Source organism: Ruegeria arenilitoris (assembly GCF_013030265.1).
GTDB lineage: Bacteria > Pseudomonadota > Alphaproteobacteria > Rhodobacterales > Rhodobacteraceae > Ruegeria > Ruegeria arenilitoris_E.
Window position 1 is genome coordinate 1 of the sequence record NZ_WPZQ01000007.1, and the last position, 16,686, is coordinate 16,686.

At 57.0% G+C, this 16,686-nt stretch carries 14 protein-coding genes; 2 read left to right on the top strand and 12 right to left on the bottom strand.

Going from position 1 to position 16,686, the window contains the following annotated elements; all coding sequences use genetic code 11:
• Positions 1-63: 63 nt before the first annotated feature.
• From GOX61_RS13360 to GOX61_RS13405, 10 genes are all read right to left on the bottom strand, one after another.
• Positions 64-516, bottom strand: coding sequence for a CoxG family protein (locus GOX61_RS13360; protein WP_170334412.1), 453 nt, complete (start codon positions 514-516; stop codon positions 64-66).
• Positions 517-622: 106 nt separating this feature from the next.
• Positions 623-1,435, bottom strand: coding sequence for an XdhC family protein (locus tag GOX61_RS13365; protein ID WP_170334414.1), 813 nt, complete (start codon positions 1,433-1,435; stop codon positions 623-625).
• Positions 1,436-1,447: 12 nt separating this feature from the next.
• The gene (locus GOX61_RS13370) at positions 1,448-2,638 is read right to left on the bottom strand and encodes a vWA domain-containing protein (protein ID WP_254436862.1); all 1,191 of its coding nucleotides are present in this window, start codon (positions 2,636-2,638) and stop codon (positions 1,448-1,450) included.
• On the bottom strand, positions 2,635-3,501 hold the full coding sequence (locus GOX61_RS13375) for an AAA family ATPase (protein ID WP_170334416.1): 867 nt from the start codon (positions 3,499-3,501) through the stop codon (positions 2,635-2,637). Before GOX61_RS13375 ends, GOX61_RS13370 begins: the two co-directional genes overlap by 4 nt.
• A 53-nt stretch (positions 3,502-3,554) precedes the next feature.
• Complete coding sequence (locus tag GOX61_RS13380; RefSeq protein ID WP_170334418.1) at positions 3,555-5,972, bottom strand: aerobic carbon-monoxide dehydrogenase large subunit; 2,418 nt, start codon at positions 5,970-5,972, stop codon at positions 3,555-3,557.
• Complete coding sequence (locus GOX61_RS13385; RefSeq protein ID WP_170334420.1) at positions 5,969-6,463, bottom strand: (2Fe-2S)-binding protein; 495 nt, start codon at positions 6,461-6,463, stop codon at positions 5,969-5,971. Before GOX61_RS13385 ends, GOX61_RS13380 begins: the two co-directional genes overlap by 4 nt.
• Before the next feature lie 14 nt (positions 6,464-6,477).
• Positions 6,478-7,311 (bottom strand): FAD binding domain-containing protein, encoded by an 834-nt coding sequence (locus GOX61_RS13390; protein ID WP_170334422.1) that lies wholly within the window; start codon positions 7,309-7,311, stop codon positions 6,478-6,480.
• Positions 7,312-7,450: 139 nt separating this feature from the next.
• Positions 7,451-8,551: an MHYT domain-containing protein gene (locus GOX61_RS13395; RefSeq protein WP_170334424.1), complete on the bottom strand. Its 1,101-nt coding sequence runs from the start codon at positions 8,549-8,551 to the stop codon at positions 7,451-7,453.
• Between the two features lie 131 nt (positions 8,552-8,682).
• A complete protein-coding gene (gene leuB, locus GOX61_RS13400; RefSeq protein WP_170334426.1) occupies positions 8,683-9,792 on the bottom strand; it encodes a 3-isopropylmalate dehydrogenase in 1,110 nt (369 codons plus the stop codon).
• Positions 9,789-10,982, bottom strand: a complete 1,194-nt coding sequence (locus GOX61_RS13405) for a TauD/TfdA family dioxygenase (RefSeq protein WP_170334429.1) — start codon at positions 10,980-10,982, stop codon at positions 9,789-9,791. Before GOX61_RS13405 ends, leuB begins: the two co-directional genes overlap by 4 nt.
• 110 nt (positions 10,983-11,092) lie before the next feature.
• Between GOX61_RS13405 and GOX61_RS13410 the strand changes: the two genes are divergently transcribed.
• On the top strand, positions 11,093-11,959 hold the full coding sequence (locus GOX61_RS13410; RefSeq protein WP_170334431.1) for a LysR family transcriptional regulator: 867 nt from the start codon (positions 11,093-11,095) through the stop codon (positions 11,957-11,959).
• Between the two features lie 482 nt (positions 11,960-12,441).
• Positions 12,442-12,660: a GDCCVxC domain-containing (seleno)protein gene (locus tag GOX61_RS22435; RefSeq protein WP_254436863.1), complete on the top strand. Its 219-nt coding sequence runs from the start codon at positions 12,442-12,444 to the stop codon at positions 12,658-12,660.
• A 240-nt stretch (positions 12,661-12,900) separates the two neighbouring features.
• On the opposite strand, the gene GOX61_RS13415 is transcribed toward GOX61_RS22435, so the two are convergent.
• On the bottom strand, positions 12,901-14,751 hold the full coding sequence (locus GOX61_RS13415) for an SLC13 family permease (protein ID WP_170334433.1): 1,851 nt from the start codon (positions 14,749-14,751) through the stop codon (positions 12,901-12,903).
• Positions 14,752-14,870: 119 nt separating this feature from the next.
• Complete coding sequence (locus GOX61_RS13420; RefSeq protein ID WP_170334435.1) at positions 14,871-16,673, bottom strand: metallophosphoesterase family protein; 1,803 nt, start codon at positions 16,671-16,673, stop codon at positions 14,871-14,873.
• Between the last annotated feature and the right edge of the window lie 13 nt (positions 16,674-16,686).

Genomic DNA, 16,686 nt, shown 5'->3' on the forward strand with positions numbered 1-16,686 from the left:
CATACAAACATGACGCAATATGACGATGTGCCGATGGTCCAAGACAATGCAAGGCAAGCTCTTCTAGTCGGCAAATTGCTCGGCGACGATTTCACTAAATCTGTCGAAAAACTTGGCCGAGAGCTTCTTCGCCGTACCCGCAATCAACCGACTGCCCAGCTGTGCAATTTTTCCGCCGATTTCAACCTTCGCTGTGTAAGACAACACCGTTTCTTCCCCATCCGGAGAGAGAGAAACATCTGCACCGCCTTTGGCAAAACCCGCTGCACCTCCTTTACCTTCACCAGTCAGAGAAAACTCATCTGGCGCTTTGGAATTATCCAATGTCACTTCCCCGCTGAAGCGTGCTTTGACGGGACCGATTTTCAATACGACCTTGGCCTCAAGATGCTCGGGAGAATGCTGTATCAATTCCTCACAACCGGGGATGCACTCCCGCAACACATCCGGATCGTTCAACGCGCGATACACGACATCTCGCGGAGCAGCGATGCGGATTTCGTCATTTAGTTCCATCTGAGGGTCCTTTTCTCAACAACATCTGGGATAAACGCGAAGCGCAGCTTCGGTCGCTTCTTCCGAGGTCATTTTGGGTTGCGCAGCCATGAAGGCGCGCAACCGATCACGCCATTTTTTCATCATGCGAAGTCTCCTTGGATTTGTCTGAATTTCGCCAGAGGATAATTTCCGCAAGGATCGACAGTGCGATCTCATGCGGATCGATGGCGCGGATATCGAGACCTGCCGGTGACTTTAGCCGTTTGGTTTTTTCAAGGGCCAACCCCTGTGCGACCAGTCTATCGCACAACACCTGAGCCTTACGGCGGCTTGCAACCATAGACACCCGGCGTGCCGGAGTTTCCAAGGCAGCTTTCAACGCAGCGCCATCCCCCTGCCCCTGCGAGGCGACAACAACGAAATCGCGCGGTTCGACGCCTAATGCGGTTACGTCGTCAGGATCAAAGCTGGCAAAATCCACCGCACTTTCAGAACCCTCAGGCAAACAAACGCGCAATCCGGTCAACGCCGCATGAGACGCGAGAGCATGGGCTATCGGAGATTCACCAAAAATAATCAGGCGCGGAGCGTGTTGATATGGCTCGATCAACAAATCCACTGTGCCACCTGATGGGCACCCGCTTTTGAAAGTCTGAACACCATCGGAATCTGCCATCGCCACCACCTTGTCCGAGGGTTTCACGCGGATCATTTTCGGAGTTCCACTCGCAAATGCTTCTTGCGCGGATGCACGAACGGCGCGCTGTACGCATGCTCCGCCCAGATGACCCAAAATCCGTCCATCTCGCGTGATCGCCGCCTTACCGCCAGCTTTGGCAGAGGTTGCATCGGCTGTACGAAGGACCGTTGCCACACAAAAGGCGTCACCTTTGCTGCGTAACTCCTCAATCGTGTCGAAAATATCGAAACCTGCCATGGCCATGTCCTTTCACAGTTTTCGGAATTCGGTTTCCAACGCCGCCAACGCTGCCAGCGTGTTGGCGGGCAGGTGCGCGTCTAAATAAGGCTCAGCCGCCTGCATCGCGGCCGCGATGGGTTGATAGTCGCGCCAGCCTTTCAGCGGGTTCAGCCAAACGATCCGTCGCGCTTTTCGTCGTATCCGGTACAAAACATCTCCCAAGGCCTGCGGGTCAGAACTGCAATACCCGTCTGACAAGATCAGTACGATGGTCCGTCCGTTCAAAGCTCGCGCGCCGTATCCGTTCAGAAAGTGCTCGAGACTGCCCGAAATGTCCGTGCCGCCTCCAAACCCTTCGGCCATAAGTGACAGCCGCCCTGCCGCGCGGAACGAGTCGTGGTCGCGCAACGCATCCGTGACGCGCATCAGGCGGGTATGGAAGAGGTAAGCATCCGCCTCTGTTCCGCTGCCGATCAGACCTTTGAGGAAGGCCAGAAAAACCCGCGAATAGACCGTCATCGATCCACTGACATCGCACAATGCCACGATCCGCATCGGACGAGGCGGTCGGGCGCGACGGTACAGGTCCATGGGTTCTCCGCCCCGCGCCAGGCTGGCCCGCTGTATGCGACGCATATCCAATGCGGGTCCTCTCAGCGCCTGTTTGCGCCGGCGCGAGCGGCGATCGCGGATAGCGCGCGCGATGGCCGTTGCGGCTTGTTCGGCCTGCCGCAACGCGTCTTCATCCATCAGTTCACGCAAATCCCGGCGCGACAGGTTGGCCGTACGGGTTGCGATAAGCTTCCCGTCTCTCCCCACGGCCTCCTCATCGCCGGTATCAGGTGCGGCGGCCTGATCCGTATTGGTCTCGGTATCCTGAGCATCCTGACTCTCTTGCTGCCAAATCATCGGCCTGGCGGATTGAACCCGTACATGAGCCGTTTGGGCGGTTCCCGTGCGTTGCTTCCCTGTATTGAACCAATAAGCTTCGAACAGCTCATCGAACCGCCGCCAATCGTCGGTGTCGCCAGCCAGCAACGCGCAAAGTGCCTGCTGGGCCTGTCTGACATCCGTCGCCTCAACCGCCGCCAGCGCGGCCAATGCGTCCCCCGTTTCAGCCGGCCCGACGCGCATTCCGTTCATGCGCAGATGCGCGATGAAGCCGGACATGCGATCCGACAAACCGGACGCGCGAGAGGGGAACCGGGTGACCCGCATCATGCCACCTTTCCGATCAGGCGATCCATCACTTCGGGCGGGGCAGCGTCATAGTCAGCTGCAGTTTTTATAAGACAAACAAGGGTTGCCTGAACCTCTTCGCGGGATTGCGCCAAGTCGTTCACACCCAGCCCTGAAAGGGCGGCCGCCCAGTCCAGCATCTCGGCAACGCCGGGGGTCTTTTCCAAGTCTTCTTTGCGCAACGCCTGCACAACGCCAATAATCTGGCGCGCCAGCATGCCTTCGACTTCAGGCATGCGAGTTTTCAGGATTGCCATTTCCGTTTCGCGCGAGGGGTAGTCAAGGAAACTATACAGGCACCTACGCCGCAGCGCGTCTGACAAGTCCCGAGTCCCATTCGCGGTCAGGATCACGATGGGCCGAGAACGCGCCTTGATGGTGCCGAGTTCAGGGATCGTTATCTGAAAGTCAGACAGAATTTCCAGCAGATAGGCTTCAAACTCCTCATCTGCCCGGTCGATTTCATCGATCAGCAGTACAGGCGGTTCTTCTTCGCTGATTGCTTCCAACAATGGTCGCTTCAGCAGATAGTCATCGGTGAACAACTGCGCTTCGCTGGTGCCGCCCTGCGCTTCGCTTGCACGGATGGCCAGCAACTGGCGTTGGTAGTTCCACTCATAAATCGCGTGGCTGGCATCCAGCCCTTCGTAGCACTGCAACCGGATCAACCGCGCCGCGCGCTGTGCTGCGAGCGCCTTGGCGACCTCGGTTTTGCCGACCCCAGCCGGCCCTTCCAGCAGCAATGGACGCCCAAGCGTCTGCGCCAGATGCAACGCCATAGCCAAACGGTCGTCGGCAACATAGCCCACCTCGGCGAGGCCTTGCTGTATGTCATGCAAGCTCATGCCATTCTCCCGGATTGCCGCCGCGCTGTATTTCGGCACGGCGGCTTTTCCTGTTAGCCGTGCATTCCCAGACCGTTGGCGATCTTCCAGATGCGCCAGTGGTCATGCGGCATGTGGCTCTGAACAAGGCCAAATGGGCGGAATGCATCATGCACCGCGTTCGAAAACGCAGGCACACCGCCGACATTCGGGCTCTCGCCCACGCCCTTGGCACCGATCGGGTGGTGCGGAGACGGCGTCACCGTGTGATCAGTGGTGTAGTTGGGCGTCTCCCATGCCGTGGGCAGGAAGAAGTCCATCAGAGTGCCAGTCTTTACGTTGCCCATCTCATCATAGGCGATTTCCTGACCCATCGCGATGGCCAGCGCCTCGGTCACGCCGCCATGGACCTGCCCTTCGATGATCATCGGGTTGATCCGGGTTCCACAGTCGTCCAGCGCATAGAACTGCCGGACGTCCCATTCGCCGGTATCCACGTCGATCTCCATGACACAGATATAGGCGCCGAACGGGTAGGTCATGTTTGGCGGATCATAGTAGCTGACGGCCTCAAGACCTGGCTCAAGACCCGGAATGGCTTGATTGTAGGCGGCAAAGGCGATTTCCTTCATGGTCTTGAACCGTTCGGGCGCGCCTTTGACTGAGAACCGATCCACGTCCCACTCGACGTCGTCATCGTGGACCTCAAGCAGGTAAGCCGCGATCATCTGCGCCTTGGCGCGGATCTTGCGCGCTGCCATGGCCGTTGCCGCACCGGCCACAGGTGTGGACCGAGACCCGTAGGTGCCCAGACCGTAAGGCGCGGTGTCCGTGTCGCCTTCTTCCAGCGTGATGTCATCGGCAGGCAGGCCAATCTCACTGGCGATGATCTGGGCAAAGGTCGTGGCATGGCCCTGACCCTGGCTGATCGTCCCCAGCCGCGCGATGGCGGAGCCGGTCGGGTGGATGCGGATTTCGCAGGAGTCGAACATACCCAGACCGAGGATATCGCAGTTCTTGACCGGTCCGGCCCCGACAATTTCGGTGAAATGCGTCAAGCCGATGCCCAGCAGTTTGCGGGTCTTTCCGGCCTTGAAATCCTCGATCCGCTGCGCCTGTTCCGCCCGCAGACCTTCATAATCCACGGCCTTCAACGCCTTATCCCACGCAGTGTGATAATCACCCGAGTCATACTCCCAACCCAGCGCGGACTGGTACGGGAACTGATCGGCCTTGATGAAGTTGATACGGCGCAACTCGGCCGCGTCCATGTTCAGCTTGATGGCCAGTACCTCGATCATCCGTTCGATGAAATAGGCAGCTTCGGTTACCCGGAACGAGCAACGATAGGCCACACCGCCCGGTGCCTTGTTGGTGTAGACACCATCCACAGCAAGATAAGCAGTCGGGATGTCATAGGACCCGGTGCAGATGTTCATGAACCCGGCCGGGAATTTGGTCGGGTCGGCGCAGGCGTCAAATCCACCATGATCCGCTGTCGTATGACACCAAAGACCGGTTATCTTCCCATCTTTGGTCGCGGCGATCTTGCCCTGCATCCAGTAGTCGCGGGCAAAGGCGGTGGACATCAGGTTTTCCATCCGGTTCTCAACCCATTTCACCGGCTGGCCGGTAACAATCGAGGCGACAACCGAGCAGACATAGCCCGCATAGGCACCAACTTTGTTACCAAAGCCGCCACCGATATCAGGGCTGATGACCCGGATATTGTGCTCGGCAAGGCCAGAGATCAGCGACACAACCGTCCGGATCGCGTGGGGGGCCTGAAAAGTGCCATAGAGCGTCAGCTTGCCGGTGACCTTATCCATCGAGGCAACACAGCCGCATGTCTCCAACGGGCATGGGTGGGTGCGATGGTAATAGACCATCTCTTCGGCCACGACATCGGCCTCACCTAGAACGGCTTCGGTGGCGTCCTTGTCGCCCTGTTCCCACGTGAAGATGTGATTGTGATGCTTGCGCGGCCCATGGGCTCCTTCGGTCTGACCCGCAAGGTCTTCACGCAGGACAACGTCCGATTTCAGAGCCTCAAAAGGATCGGTTAGAACAGGCAGTTCGTCGTACTCGACCTCGACCAGTTCAGCCGCATCTGCTGCGATGTATCGATTTTCGGCGACGACATAGGCGACTTCCTGGCCCTGGAACAGAACCTTACCATCGGCCAGCACCATCTGCTTGTCACCTGCCAGCGTTGGCATCCAATGCAAACCCAGCGGAGCCAGGTCCTCGGCTGTCAACACAGCAACAACGCCGGGCACGGCCATTGCGGCGTCTTTGTTCACACTGACAACGCGGGCATGAGCATAGGGCGAACGGACAAAGGCACCAAACAGCATCCCGTCCAGCTTGATGTCATCGACGTAGTTGCCTTTGCCTTGGGTGAAGCGCACATCCTCGACGCGTTTGCGCGAGCTTCCCATCCCTTTGAGATTGGCGGCGCGTTCTTCGGGGGTCATGGTTTGATCGTTCATTCCGCGGCCTCCTTCTGAGCGTTCAGCATGTCAGCCGAGGCCGAGATCGCCTTGACGATGTTCTGATAACCGGTGCATCGGCACAGGTTTCCGGCCATACCGAAGCGGATTTCTTCCTCGGTCGGGTTCGGGTTTTCCTGCAGCAGACGATGCGCACGGGTAATCATGCCCGGCGTACAGAAGCCGCATTGCAGCCCGTGATGTTCGCGGAACATCTCTTGCAGAACACCAAGGCTGCCGTCGTCATTGGTCAACCCTTCAACAGTGGTGACATCGGCTCCGTTCACCTGCGTCACGAATGTCGTGCAGGATTTGACCGACTTGCCATCGATATCCACGGTGCAGGCCCCGCAATGGCTAGTTTCGCATCCAATATGAGGACCGGTGATTTTAAGATCTTCCCGCAGGAAGTGGATCAACAGCGTGCGCGGCTCGGCCAGACCTTCGACCTGCTTGCCGTTCACGGTGAGTTTGACGTGCATCTTCGACATAAGTGTTCCTCCCCTCAGCCCGCGCGGCTTTGCGCTCGGTCGATGGCGCGGCGCAGCATTATGACGGCCACGTGTTTTTTGAATTCGACGGGACCGCGGTTGTCGGCCACCGGGTCGATCGCGGCGAGCATCGCAGCAACGCAACCGTCCACGTTGCCCCCGGCCAGCTGTGCGCTCGCTTCGTCGGACCAGATTGGCGTGTCGGCCAGGTTAGTCATCGCTACCGAAGCCTGGCCATTGCCGACCATCACCGCAGCCGCAGCCGTCGCGTAATCGCCGATCTTGCGCTTTTGCTTTTCATAGGCTTGGCCCACACCTGCACCCGGCACGGGGATCGAAATCCTGGTCAGGATTTCCTCGTCCTCACGCGCGGTGAAATAGGCGGCCTCGTAGAAATCCCGGGCGGCGACGCTGCGGGTGCCATCCGGACCGGACAGCTCAAACGTTGCGTTCAGGCACTGCATCAGCCCCGGCATGTCATTACCCGGATCACCGTTTGCAACATTGCCTCCAACAGTGCCCACATAGCGGACCTGAGGGTCAGCGATCTGCAGAGCCGCCTCACGGAGCAATGGAATGGCCGAAGCCAGACCGTCATGGGTGATCAGTTCGTGCTGGGTCACCATCGCGCCAAGCGTCACGGTATCAGAGCCGACCTCGATGCCCTTGAGTTCCTCAATGGCCTGCAGATCAACCAGATGGCCCATCTCGGCCATGCGAAGCTTCATCATCGGGATCAGGCTGTGCCCGCCCGCGATCACGCGCGCTTCGTCTCCATGTTCCTGTAAAATGCCTATGGCCGAGGCGATGTCGCCTGGCCGGTGATACTCAAAACCGGCTGGTATCATGTTTTTCCTCCCTGGGTCCGGACGAAATGCCTTGGGGGACCTAGGGTAAGAAAAAGACGACGGGATCAGCCGTTCCAGCAGGCGGAAACGGGGCGCGTCGCTTGTTTCACGAGTTGCGAATAAGCTGCACGAGTTGCGATCAGAGACCCAGTGCCTCTCGGACATCCGTTAGACGGGATCGGCTGACCGGAACCTTTGTCAACGCATCGACTCCGTCGAAATAGCAGGTGCCATTATCCTTGTGTCGCTCGAAACTTGACACATGTTTCGGGTTTACCAGATAACTCCGATGCGCCCGCAGGAAGCCATCCGGTTTCAGGCGACTTTCGGCTTCGGTAATCGACCAAGGGCAGAACAGCTTCTCGGACCCGATGTAAAGAACGGTATAGTGCCCCTCAGCGCGGATGGCCGCGATCTTGCCGGATTCACTAAAGAAGGTTTGCCCTTCTCGCTCGAATGGGACACCCGCACGCATCTGAACTGGCGCGTTGGGTTCCGGCTGAGCAGTGTCAGGTTGTGCTGCTACCTCTGTCTCAAATCCAAGGAAGCTAACACCTGTCAGAAGAAACGCCCCGCAGATCAGGAAAACCGCAATGGTGACGCCCATGGCCAGAACCTGGTTGTTCAGCGCAGGTCCGGCCCCACTGGCGTTATCACTGGCAACAAAATCAGTCAGACCGGTCGCCACAAAATGCATAGTAAACACGGCCAAACCAAAACAGACGGTTCCAAGCAGAATATTGCGCTGTGTCCGGTTGTCATAAGCAACCCAGATTGCAAGCACGGACAGCACTACAGAGGCGAGGGTCGCAATTACCACGTCGAGCGCATTGTAGACCGGTCGACAAAGCTCCATCCCCGCCATTCCGACATAGTGCATTACCACGATGCCCAATCCGACGATAATGCCGGCCCCCACAATGGTTGGCATGGTTCTGGGACGGAAATGTAATAGCAACAGCGCCAAACCAACCATCAGAATGGCAACCAAAGCTGAAATCAGGGTAACCAACGCGTCGTAGTAGAACAGGATCGGAAGCTGCAATCCCAGCATTGCAACAAAATGCATCGACCAGATGCCCCCGCCCAGAATGACGGCTGCAAGCGCAACAACGAACTTTCGCTTTTGGTTATCAAGTTTGGACGCGCCATGTGTCAGATAGAGGCCGGTAAACCCAGCCATCAGCGCCACGGCCAATGAGGCCGCCACGAGCCACGCGTTATGCGAATAGTCCAACATTATGGTATGCACGCCCTCCCCAGCGCGTGCATGAAGTTAGCAAACTGCAATTCATGGTACAATCTACTCTGATTGGACGGGATCAGTCTGTCGCTGGCTGATGATGACTACCAATCGGGCCGTTCCGATCATTATGTGTTCGGCCTCAAACCACTCAAAACCGATTGCGTGATGGAGGCCGTGCTGGCCACCCCACCTAAGTCTGGCGGCAGCAGCCCAGCTGACAAAACGTTATCCACTGCTCGCTCTATCGCACGCGCTGCGTGAAGATGCCCAAAGCCGTGCTCAAACATCATCGCCACAGACAGGATCGCGCCGATCGGGTTAGCGATCCCCCGTCCGGAGATATCCGGCGCGCTGCCATGGGTCGGCTCGTAGAGCCCTCCCTTGACCGGATGTCCAACCCGCGCAGCGGCAGGAAGTGTCGCCGAAGGCAACATCCCCAGCGATCCGGAAACCACAGCGATAAGATCCGAGATGAGATCCCCGAACAGATTGTCGGCCAGCAGTATGTCAAAGTCCCGAGGCGCGCGCGCCACAGCAAAGAGTGCGTAGTCCATCAACAAATGGTTGAGCTCGATATCGGGATATTCGTCGTGCCCGATCCGCGCCACCGTTTCACGCCAGAGCTTGCCGCTCTCCATCACGTTGGACTTGTCCAGAGAGGTCACATACCCTCGCCGTCCGCGCGCTGCCTCAAAGGCACAGCGGGCGATGCGTTCAATCTCGGCCGTGCGGTACTCACTGATCTCAAAAGCGCGGACTTGGCCGTCATTCAGCACCTCGCGCCCGCGAGGTTCACCATAGTAGATGCCGCCTGAATTTTCCCGAACAACCAGCAGATCAGCCCCCTCCACGACCTCTGGCCGATACGGTGTCTGCGGCAAGAGCGCCGACCAGGCACGCACAGGACGCAGGGCGTTGTACACGTCCAATTCGATCCGCAGGCGGGTCAGGCCATCGGTTTCGGTAATGGGTCTGTCAATCCTGATGTCGTCCCATTCCGGCCCGCCCACTGCGCCGACCAGAATAGCGTCCGCGGCCCGCGCCTTGGCGACGACCGCATCCGTGCAGAACGTTCCATGCACGTCCCAGGACGCACCGCCAAGAAGATCTTCGCCGATGTCGACCGCGACATCGAATTGATTGGCAGCCTGGCGCAACACCTCCAGCCCGCTGGCGACGACCTCGGGGCCAATGTGATCACCGCCAAGAGCGAGCACCTTGAAAGGGCCATTCATCCCGCCATCCCCTGCTGCAGCACCATATGCATGGCATCGGGGTCCAGGTCCCGCTGAAGCAGACGCAGGCTGGAATGAAAGTCGTCCAGATCGACCGATGATGTCAGGACTGCACGCGGCGGCGTTTCAGGCGTGAACCCGGTTCGACCGTGCAACAGCCGCTGATTGTCGAACAGCAGTCCTTCGCCCGCTTTCAGATCCAGTGTCAGGCGCAGGTCATTACTATACAGCAGATCAAAGAGTCTTTTTAAAGCGCGGTAGGCTGGCACCACCTGATCTGCGGGCACGTCCAACGGAGAGATCTGCCGCTCGTTCATCCGTACACCGCAAACCTCACCCTGATCATCCCGCTGAATGATCGGCAAACGGGATTTGTACCAGCGCATGTTGCCATGGCTGTTGTCACCGGGGTCAAAGCGCTGGCACGTCACCCGCATGTTGCAGAGCAGATCAAAGTCCTCGGGCCACTTCTCCTTCAGGCGCCGGACGGCTTCGAACCCGTCAACCAGCGTCGAAGCACCTCCGTTAGAACTGGGTCGCAGAACCTGAAACACGGTGATGCCAATCGCGGCATAGCGATACGGTTCGTCCACATGCGGATCCAACGGTCCGGTAGTGTCGCCAACATTGGTCACTGTCTTTTTCTTTTTCAGCGTATAGGTGCCATAGTGTGTCTGACGCTGCGCTCCGACCAGTTGAATCATCCGCTGGCTTTCCGCCTTGTCAGTGGGCGCTTCAACGATTTTGCAGAAACCGTAGTCCCGGACCGTTTCAAGGATTTTCAATCGGGCTGCCGGATCACCCTCGGCCTCAACCAACGATCCGACCGGAATATCCGCGTTGATCGATCTGTCCCAAAGAACAGGCCGCACACGCCTGCGGCTGCGTTCGGAGTCCGAGTAACAGTGATTACGCAGCCAGCGAGCCGCATATTCGGACCGGTGTCCGTCCGGCCAGATAACGAGAATGGTATCGCCTTCCACTCTGGCACTCTCGATACGGATTCCTTCATCGATGTGATGCAAGCGGATGCCGCGCACACCGGTCTCCGGAGTGCCGCAGTCCAGGCACCAACATTGATGCCGCAACCAGATGGGATGAAACCGGCTTTCGTGGCCGTCTTCCCAGACTACAAACATATGGCCATTTTCGGTGGCGGCGGAGCGAATGCTGTGGCGGGCGGTTGGCATTGGTCTGTTCCCTGTAGGTTTCCTGTCTGCAATAAGGTCCACTTCGATTTTGTTTGACAAATTCGAATTCAACACAGGAAGGTTGAGCTAAGCTCACTTATGGAATCCAAATGCTGGCCGATCCCAAAGACCCCTCTTATCTGGGTGCCTTAGTCTATTTTCATCATGCTGCCGAAAGCCTGAGCTTTTCCCGCGCGGCTCAAATCCTGAGCGTGACACCCTCGGCTGTCAGCCACCGCATTACGGCGCTTGAAAACGCCATTGGAAAACGGTTGTTCGAGCGTCGCGTGCGAGAAGTCAGACTCACTCAGGATGGCGCCGAGCTGGCGCGTGCTACCGCAGTGATCTGGAATGAAATCAATGAAATCACTGGTAAATTGACAACCCATGAGGTGCTGCGCGTTTCGGTTGGACCTTATCTGTCATCGCAGTGGCTGCTGCCGAGGATCGGCGCGTTCGAGGCCCAGCATCCCGGATTGCGAGTGGATTTGATCCATGTGATCGGGAAGCCGGATGCGCGTCTGGCAGATGTTTCGATCATCTGGGATCAACTGGACGATCCAGCAACCGGAACAACTCTGCTTTTCAACACCAAAGCTGTCCCTGTAGCAGCACCCGGTCTGAACGTCGGTGAAAATTTTTGGGAAGGTAAGCTACCACCAATTCACTACCGTGATCGCACCGCATGGCGCCACTGGCTTTCTGCTACAGGCGCTTCAACGGAATATGCTGAGCGCGGAGAAGTACTGGAAGAACCACACATCGTTCTCGAAGCTGCAGCATTTGGGCGGGGGATTGCGATCGGATTTTTACCGTTTGTTGACAAGTTTTTCGAACAAGGGCGGCTCGTTCAAGTAGGAACACAGTCTGTCCGCTCCAGCCGGGGCTACCGGCTTGAGGTTAACTCTGATGCTCAACCAATGGCCAACTTATTCGCCGATTGGGTAAGGAGCCGAGCAAAAGAGAAATTGAGTTAGACGGCATGATAGAATTCTTTTGTGGTAGCGGATTGTCTCTATCGGTGCCCCGCCATGTCTTGATGCTCCATCAACCGCGGTTATGCGAACATATTTCATATCAAACCTCAGCTACTAGGGGATGCATAGCAGCACGAATGGGAGCAAGCGCCACGGCCTCAAGCTACACCTTGATTGGCGCAGTGGGCCTGCCTGTACTTGTGCTTCTTTCTCCCTGCAGCTTGCCAATTGCCTTTTAGATCATCGGCCAGGGCAAAGGTTGGCTGGTTGTGTTCGGAAAGAATGCGGCAACGAATTCCAACCTGCTCGCCATGGTCTTTATCATGGTGCTGATTGCTTGAGTATTGGAAATACACAAAGTGAACATTGGCGCATCTAAGAGGATACGCTCATGGAAACCAGTGTACCAAATACCTTGACTTGGATTAACGTGTTTTTCGAAGCCCGTATTCACGACTGTCTCGTATCTCCAAAGTGACAATATGAATGACCTGAATGTGACCCTAGAAAGCAAAATCACGTGTTCTGAGTGCGGCCATTCAACCGTCGAAACCATGCCTAGCGATGCGTGCCAGTGGTTCTACGAGTGCGCTGCTTGCCGCACCATTTTGAAGCCGTTGCCCGGGGATTGCTGCGTTTTCTGCTCTTATGGGACCGTCGCCTGCCCACCGATCCAAGAGGGAAAGAGCTGTTGTAGGTGATCCCCGCCATGAGATCACGCCCGACCTCAAAGCTATCACTACAGCTTACTGAAGAACCGGTTTTATCGGATGATGAACACTCAAGTGTATCCGGGTTTCGGATCACGTGCGCGATTTCAAGACCCGCCTAGGATGCCGACGCAGATGTAAAGGACTGAAACCCGAACACCAAATATCGGTTCCGCTCGATGCTCGGTTTCACCCGCGCTCAGCCATGTCCAGCCTAGCTGATCGTACTCGTTAAACGGCGATCACTAGAACAATCAGAAACAGCAGTGTCATGACACCGCCCACTTTTGAGAAGTCTGCAACAGAGTATCCACCCGGTCCCATGATCAGTGCGTTGACCTGATGGGTTGGGATCAGGAACGAATTTGAGGTCGCCAACGCCACGGTAATTGCAAATAACGCGGGATCGGCGCCCAAACCGATTGCGACATTCACTGCCAAAGGCACCAGAAGAACTGTTGCGCCGACATTGGACATCAACAGTGTGAACACGGTCGCAAGCGCAGCAATCGCGGCCTGCGACACCCAGATCGGGGCGTCGCCAAGAAGTTTTAGCACTTGCTGCGCAATCCACTCAGCCGTTCCTGTCGACTGCACGGCGACCCCGAGAGGTATTAGGCTGGCCAGCAGGAATACCGTGCTCCAACTGACGGCGCTGTAAGCGTCATCTATCGTCAGAACGCGACTGACTATCATACCCGCGGCCCCGACGAGCAGGCAGATCGACAACCGCAAATCCGAAAATAGTACCAGTCCAAGCGCGATAGCAAAGAACAACAAAGCCCAGCCTACTTTCTGAGGAACCAGTTCCTCGTGCGGGAAATCCGAGGTCACGACGACAAAATCCCGGTTCTTTTCTAACCTCACAAGCGCGTCCCACGGCGTGTGGCACACCAGCGTGTCACCAGCCAGATACGGAATTTCACCAATATCTTCTTGGTCGCTGGAAAGCGTCTCACCGCCCCGGTAAATCGCCAGCGGAGCCAAGCCATAGACTTTGCGCAGCCAGCTTGAACGCCCCGTTTCGCCGATCATACCGGACCCCGGAGGAATCACGACCTCGGCAATACCTGCTTTGCCCGGCTCCAAAGCATCTGAAAACCGATCCAGCTTTTCCAGCGCGGAAAGGCCATACCGCGCCGTGAATTGTTTCAGCGTTTCAGCATCCGCAATGACCGCCAACGCACCAGGAGCTTCGATAACCATGTCGCGCGGCGGTGTCATGATGGTGTTTGCACCCTGTTGTACAGCAATGATCTGAATATGGTTGCTGCGCTGGATTTCATCGACCGTCCGCCCCGCAAGTTCATGTTTTTCTGGCAGCGTCAATTCATGGATTGTTCCAACAATGCCGTAGGTTGCGCTGAGGTAGTCTTCGACGCTGAGACCCTCGACACCGCCAACATCCTGCCTTGCCGGCAACAGAAAGCGACCAATCACGGTAAAATAAACAAGTCCGGTCACGACCAATGCTGCACCCACTGGCGTGATATCGAACAGGCCAAAGGTCTCCATCTGTTGTTCAGCAGGCAGCGAGTTGTTGATAGTCAAGATAAGATCATTGAGCAGGATCAGGGGTGACGATCCAACCATTGTCATGGTCCCGCCCAGAATGGCGCAAAACCCCATCGGCATCAGAAGCCGCGACATTGGCAGGCCGGATCGCACCGAAATGCGCGAGACGACCGGCAGAAACAAGGCCGCGGCGCCGACGTTCTGCATGAAGGATGAGATGACGCCCACAATCGACGAAATCAGCAACATGATCCGGGTCTCTGTTGTACCGCCCACGCGCATGATCCAGCGGGCCACATGTGACAGGACACCGGTCCGATCCAGCCCCGCCCCGATGATCATGACGGCAATGATTGAAATCACTGCGTTACTTGCAAAGCCGTCAAACAGATGTCGGGGATCGGCAAGGCCCTGCAGTCCGGGTATGGCCGAAAGCACTCCCAAGGTGACCATGATCAGTATAGCTGCCACATCGACCCGAACGATCTCAGAAACGAAAAGGAAGACGGTTACGCCTAACAGGATCAATACGACGATCATTTCTGTCGTAAGGCCGAAAGTCTCCATTACATAGTCCTACCTAGGCTTGAAACTGTGAGTTGACCCTTGTGAGTGGGTTCAGCGAGGCGGCACTCCAAGAAGAAGCGCTCACCAGAAAGTCTGGCGAGGGCCAAGTCTTGGGGATTTCAGGCATTCCGTGCATGCCGCGTACGAACAGCACCATGCAGTGGCCGTGGGTTGTTACAGCGATCAATGGCTCCGTGGCGCACGAAATACCCCCGATCCACATCAACAAGGGTGTCGCAGAAAACACGCGTATTCCTGAGCTTCGCGCGGGTGTCCATCGCTTCAAGGACCCGCACAACCGTTGTGTTATCATCCATGTGCGGTACGGCCGGGTTGTCGCCGGCGACCCTCAGGTGCACCGATGCTTTCAAGCCGAGGGCCGCGACTGCGCGATCAGCCGCATCCAACTTCTTGCTGACCGGATCACTGTTGCCGAGACGAAAAACAGCGCCGATAACGCCACAAGGCTTTGGTAGCGCAGCAAGGAAGGCAAGTTGTTCGGAATCCTCTGTGTTGAACCCGTGATTGATGACGTGGAAATACGTACCTTCGGCCTTGATATCGTCCTTTGTACGCATCCGGGAGATGTAGATTGGCAGGCCAGTCGCGGCGTGAGCTTTGACCAGTGCATCAGTCGCTGGCTCCACATCGCTCCAGTTCAACGTGATTTCCCAATCGGTCAGTTTGTCCGCTTCGGAAGCGATTAGATCCAGGTGTTTCTCCGGAACACCAAATCCGAACAGAGTAATTCGGAACCCAAGATGCTTCAGCACACCAATCCGTGCTCGTCGTGCAGGATCGAGGAGGTCGTGCAGAGGGATGCGAATATCGCGCACACCCATCTCTTGCAGAGCTAGCAGGTGATAGTCGTTGCGCACAGGTTTTCGATCGAACTCATCCAGTCCACCACTGGGCAGCACTTCCGAGATTTCGGCCCAGTTCTGACGCAGGTCGAAACCGATCAGCGGGTTGGTGTTTTCCCTTGGTTCCGGCGCGAGCTTCAACATCTTGCCTACGGGTTTTTCACCCCGAGCAAGTTCCGACCCATTTGTCCGAACAAACTTGGTGACGTGTCCGTTCTCGTAGACGTTCACCACAAAGTACCCCAGCTTGGCCGCATCATTGCGGCCGAATTCGCTGCCATCGGGCGGAATGGCGCGCAGCATTTCCGAGTAATCCTGCCGGACAAAGCTGGTCGCCGGGGCAAGGTAGAAATCTGTCTCGCCGTAGCGGTCATACCAAAAGTTATGGGCATGACCCGAGAACATGGCCTCGACCCCATGCTTTTCGAGCAAACCCAACAGCCAGCTCCTGCCCGGCTGATTGGTGTTGTCATAATGGTCAAGCTCATCCGGGGAACACAGATAGGCCGGGTGGTGGAGCATCAGCATAACGCGCTGACCTTGTGCGGCCGCAAACTCGGTCTCGACCCAGTTTTTTTGATCTTCCTCTGCCTGCAGACCGGAATTTATCAACTGCGCATTCAATAGAATGAAGCGAACGCCACCCTTTTCGAAGCTTTGGTAATGTGCGCCGAACTCACCTTCCCATGCGTTGATCATCGCCGGCGTGGTCGGGCTTGCCGGCCCGCCACTGATCGGCGTGTCTCCGATATCGTGATTGCCCGGCAGCACATGGATCGGAATCGTCAGGTCAGACACGATCGCGCGGTAGGCATTGGCAGCCTGCACATACAGCGCTCCGGTTTCGGGGACCGGATGAAGCAGATCGCCGAGGTGGACGACAAAGTCCACCTCTCTGCGATTGATGTCCGCGATGACATACCGGAAGCGTCTGTTAGCACGGGCGTTAACGGGAAAAGGCGAATTGCACTTGTCTTCATCCGGATTGACATGCGTATCCGATATCACTGCAAAACTGTATGCAAAGCGCCCCAGACCAGCATTGTCTGCGTTAGCCATGGTCTTGTCCTTG

Excerpts from the sequence above, each read along its gene's own strand:
- GOX61_RS13405 (WP_170334429.1), bottom strand. The coding sequence starts at position 10,982 with ATGCCAACCGCCCGCCACAGCATTCGCTCCGCCGCCACCGAAAATGGC.
- GOX61_RS13410 (WP_170334431.1), top strand. The coding sequence starts at position 11,093 with ATGCTGGCCGATCCCAAAGACCCCTCTTATCTGGGTGCCTTAGTCTAT.
- GOX61_RS13380 (WP_170334418.1), bottom strand. The coding sequence starts at position 5,972 with ATGAACGATCAAACCATGACCCCCGAAGAACGCGCCGCCAATCTCAAA.
- GOX61_RS13375 (WP_170334416.1), bottom strand. The coding sequence starts at position 3,501 with ATGAGCTTGCATGACATACAGCAAGGCCTCGCCGAGGTGGGCTATGTT.
- GOX61_RS13360 (WP_170334412.1), bottom strand. The coding sequence starts at position 516 with ATGGAACTAAATGACGAAATCCGCATCGCTGCTCCGCGAGATGTCGTG.
- GOX61_RS13420 (WP_170334435.1), bottom strand. The coding sequence starts at position 16,673 with ATGGCTAACGCAGACAATGCTGGTCTGGGGCGCTTTGCATACAGTTTT.
- GOX61_RS22435 (WP_254436863.1), top strand. The coding sequence starts at position 12,442 with ATGAATGACCTGAATGTGACCCTAGAAAGCAAAATCACGTGTTCTGAG.
- GOX61_RS13390 (WP_170334422.1), bottom strand. The coding sequence starts at position 7,311 with ATGATACCAGCCGGTTTTGAGTATCACCGGCCAGGCGACATCGCCTCG.
- GOX61_RS13385 (WP_170334420.1), bottom strand. The coding sequence starts at position 6,463 with ATGTCGAAGATGCACGTCAAACTCACCGTGAACGGCAAGCAGGTCGAA.
- leuB (WP_170334426.1), bottom strand. The coding sequence starts at position 9,792 with ATGAATGGCCCTTTCAAGGTGCTCGCTCTTGGCGGTGATCACATTGGC.
- GOX61_RS13415 (WP_170334433.1), bottom strand. The coding sequence starts at position 14,751 with ATGGAGACTTTCGGCCTTACGACAGAAATGATCGTCGTATTGATCCTG.
- GOX61_RS13370 (WP_254436862.1), bottom strand. The coding sequence starts at position 2,638 with ATGATGCGGGTCACCCGGTTCCCCTCTCGCGCGTCCGGTTTGTCGGAT.
- GOX61_RS13395 (WP_170334424.1), bottom strand. The coding sequence starts at position 8,551 with ATGTTGGACTATTCGCATAACGCGTGGCTCGTGGCGGCCTCATTGGCC.
- GOX61_RS13365 (WP_170334414.1), bottom strand. The coding sequence starts at position 1,435 with ATGGCAGGTTTCGATATTTTCGACACGATTGAGGAGTTACGCAGCAAA.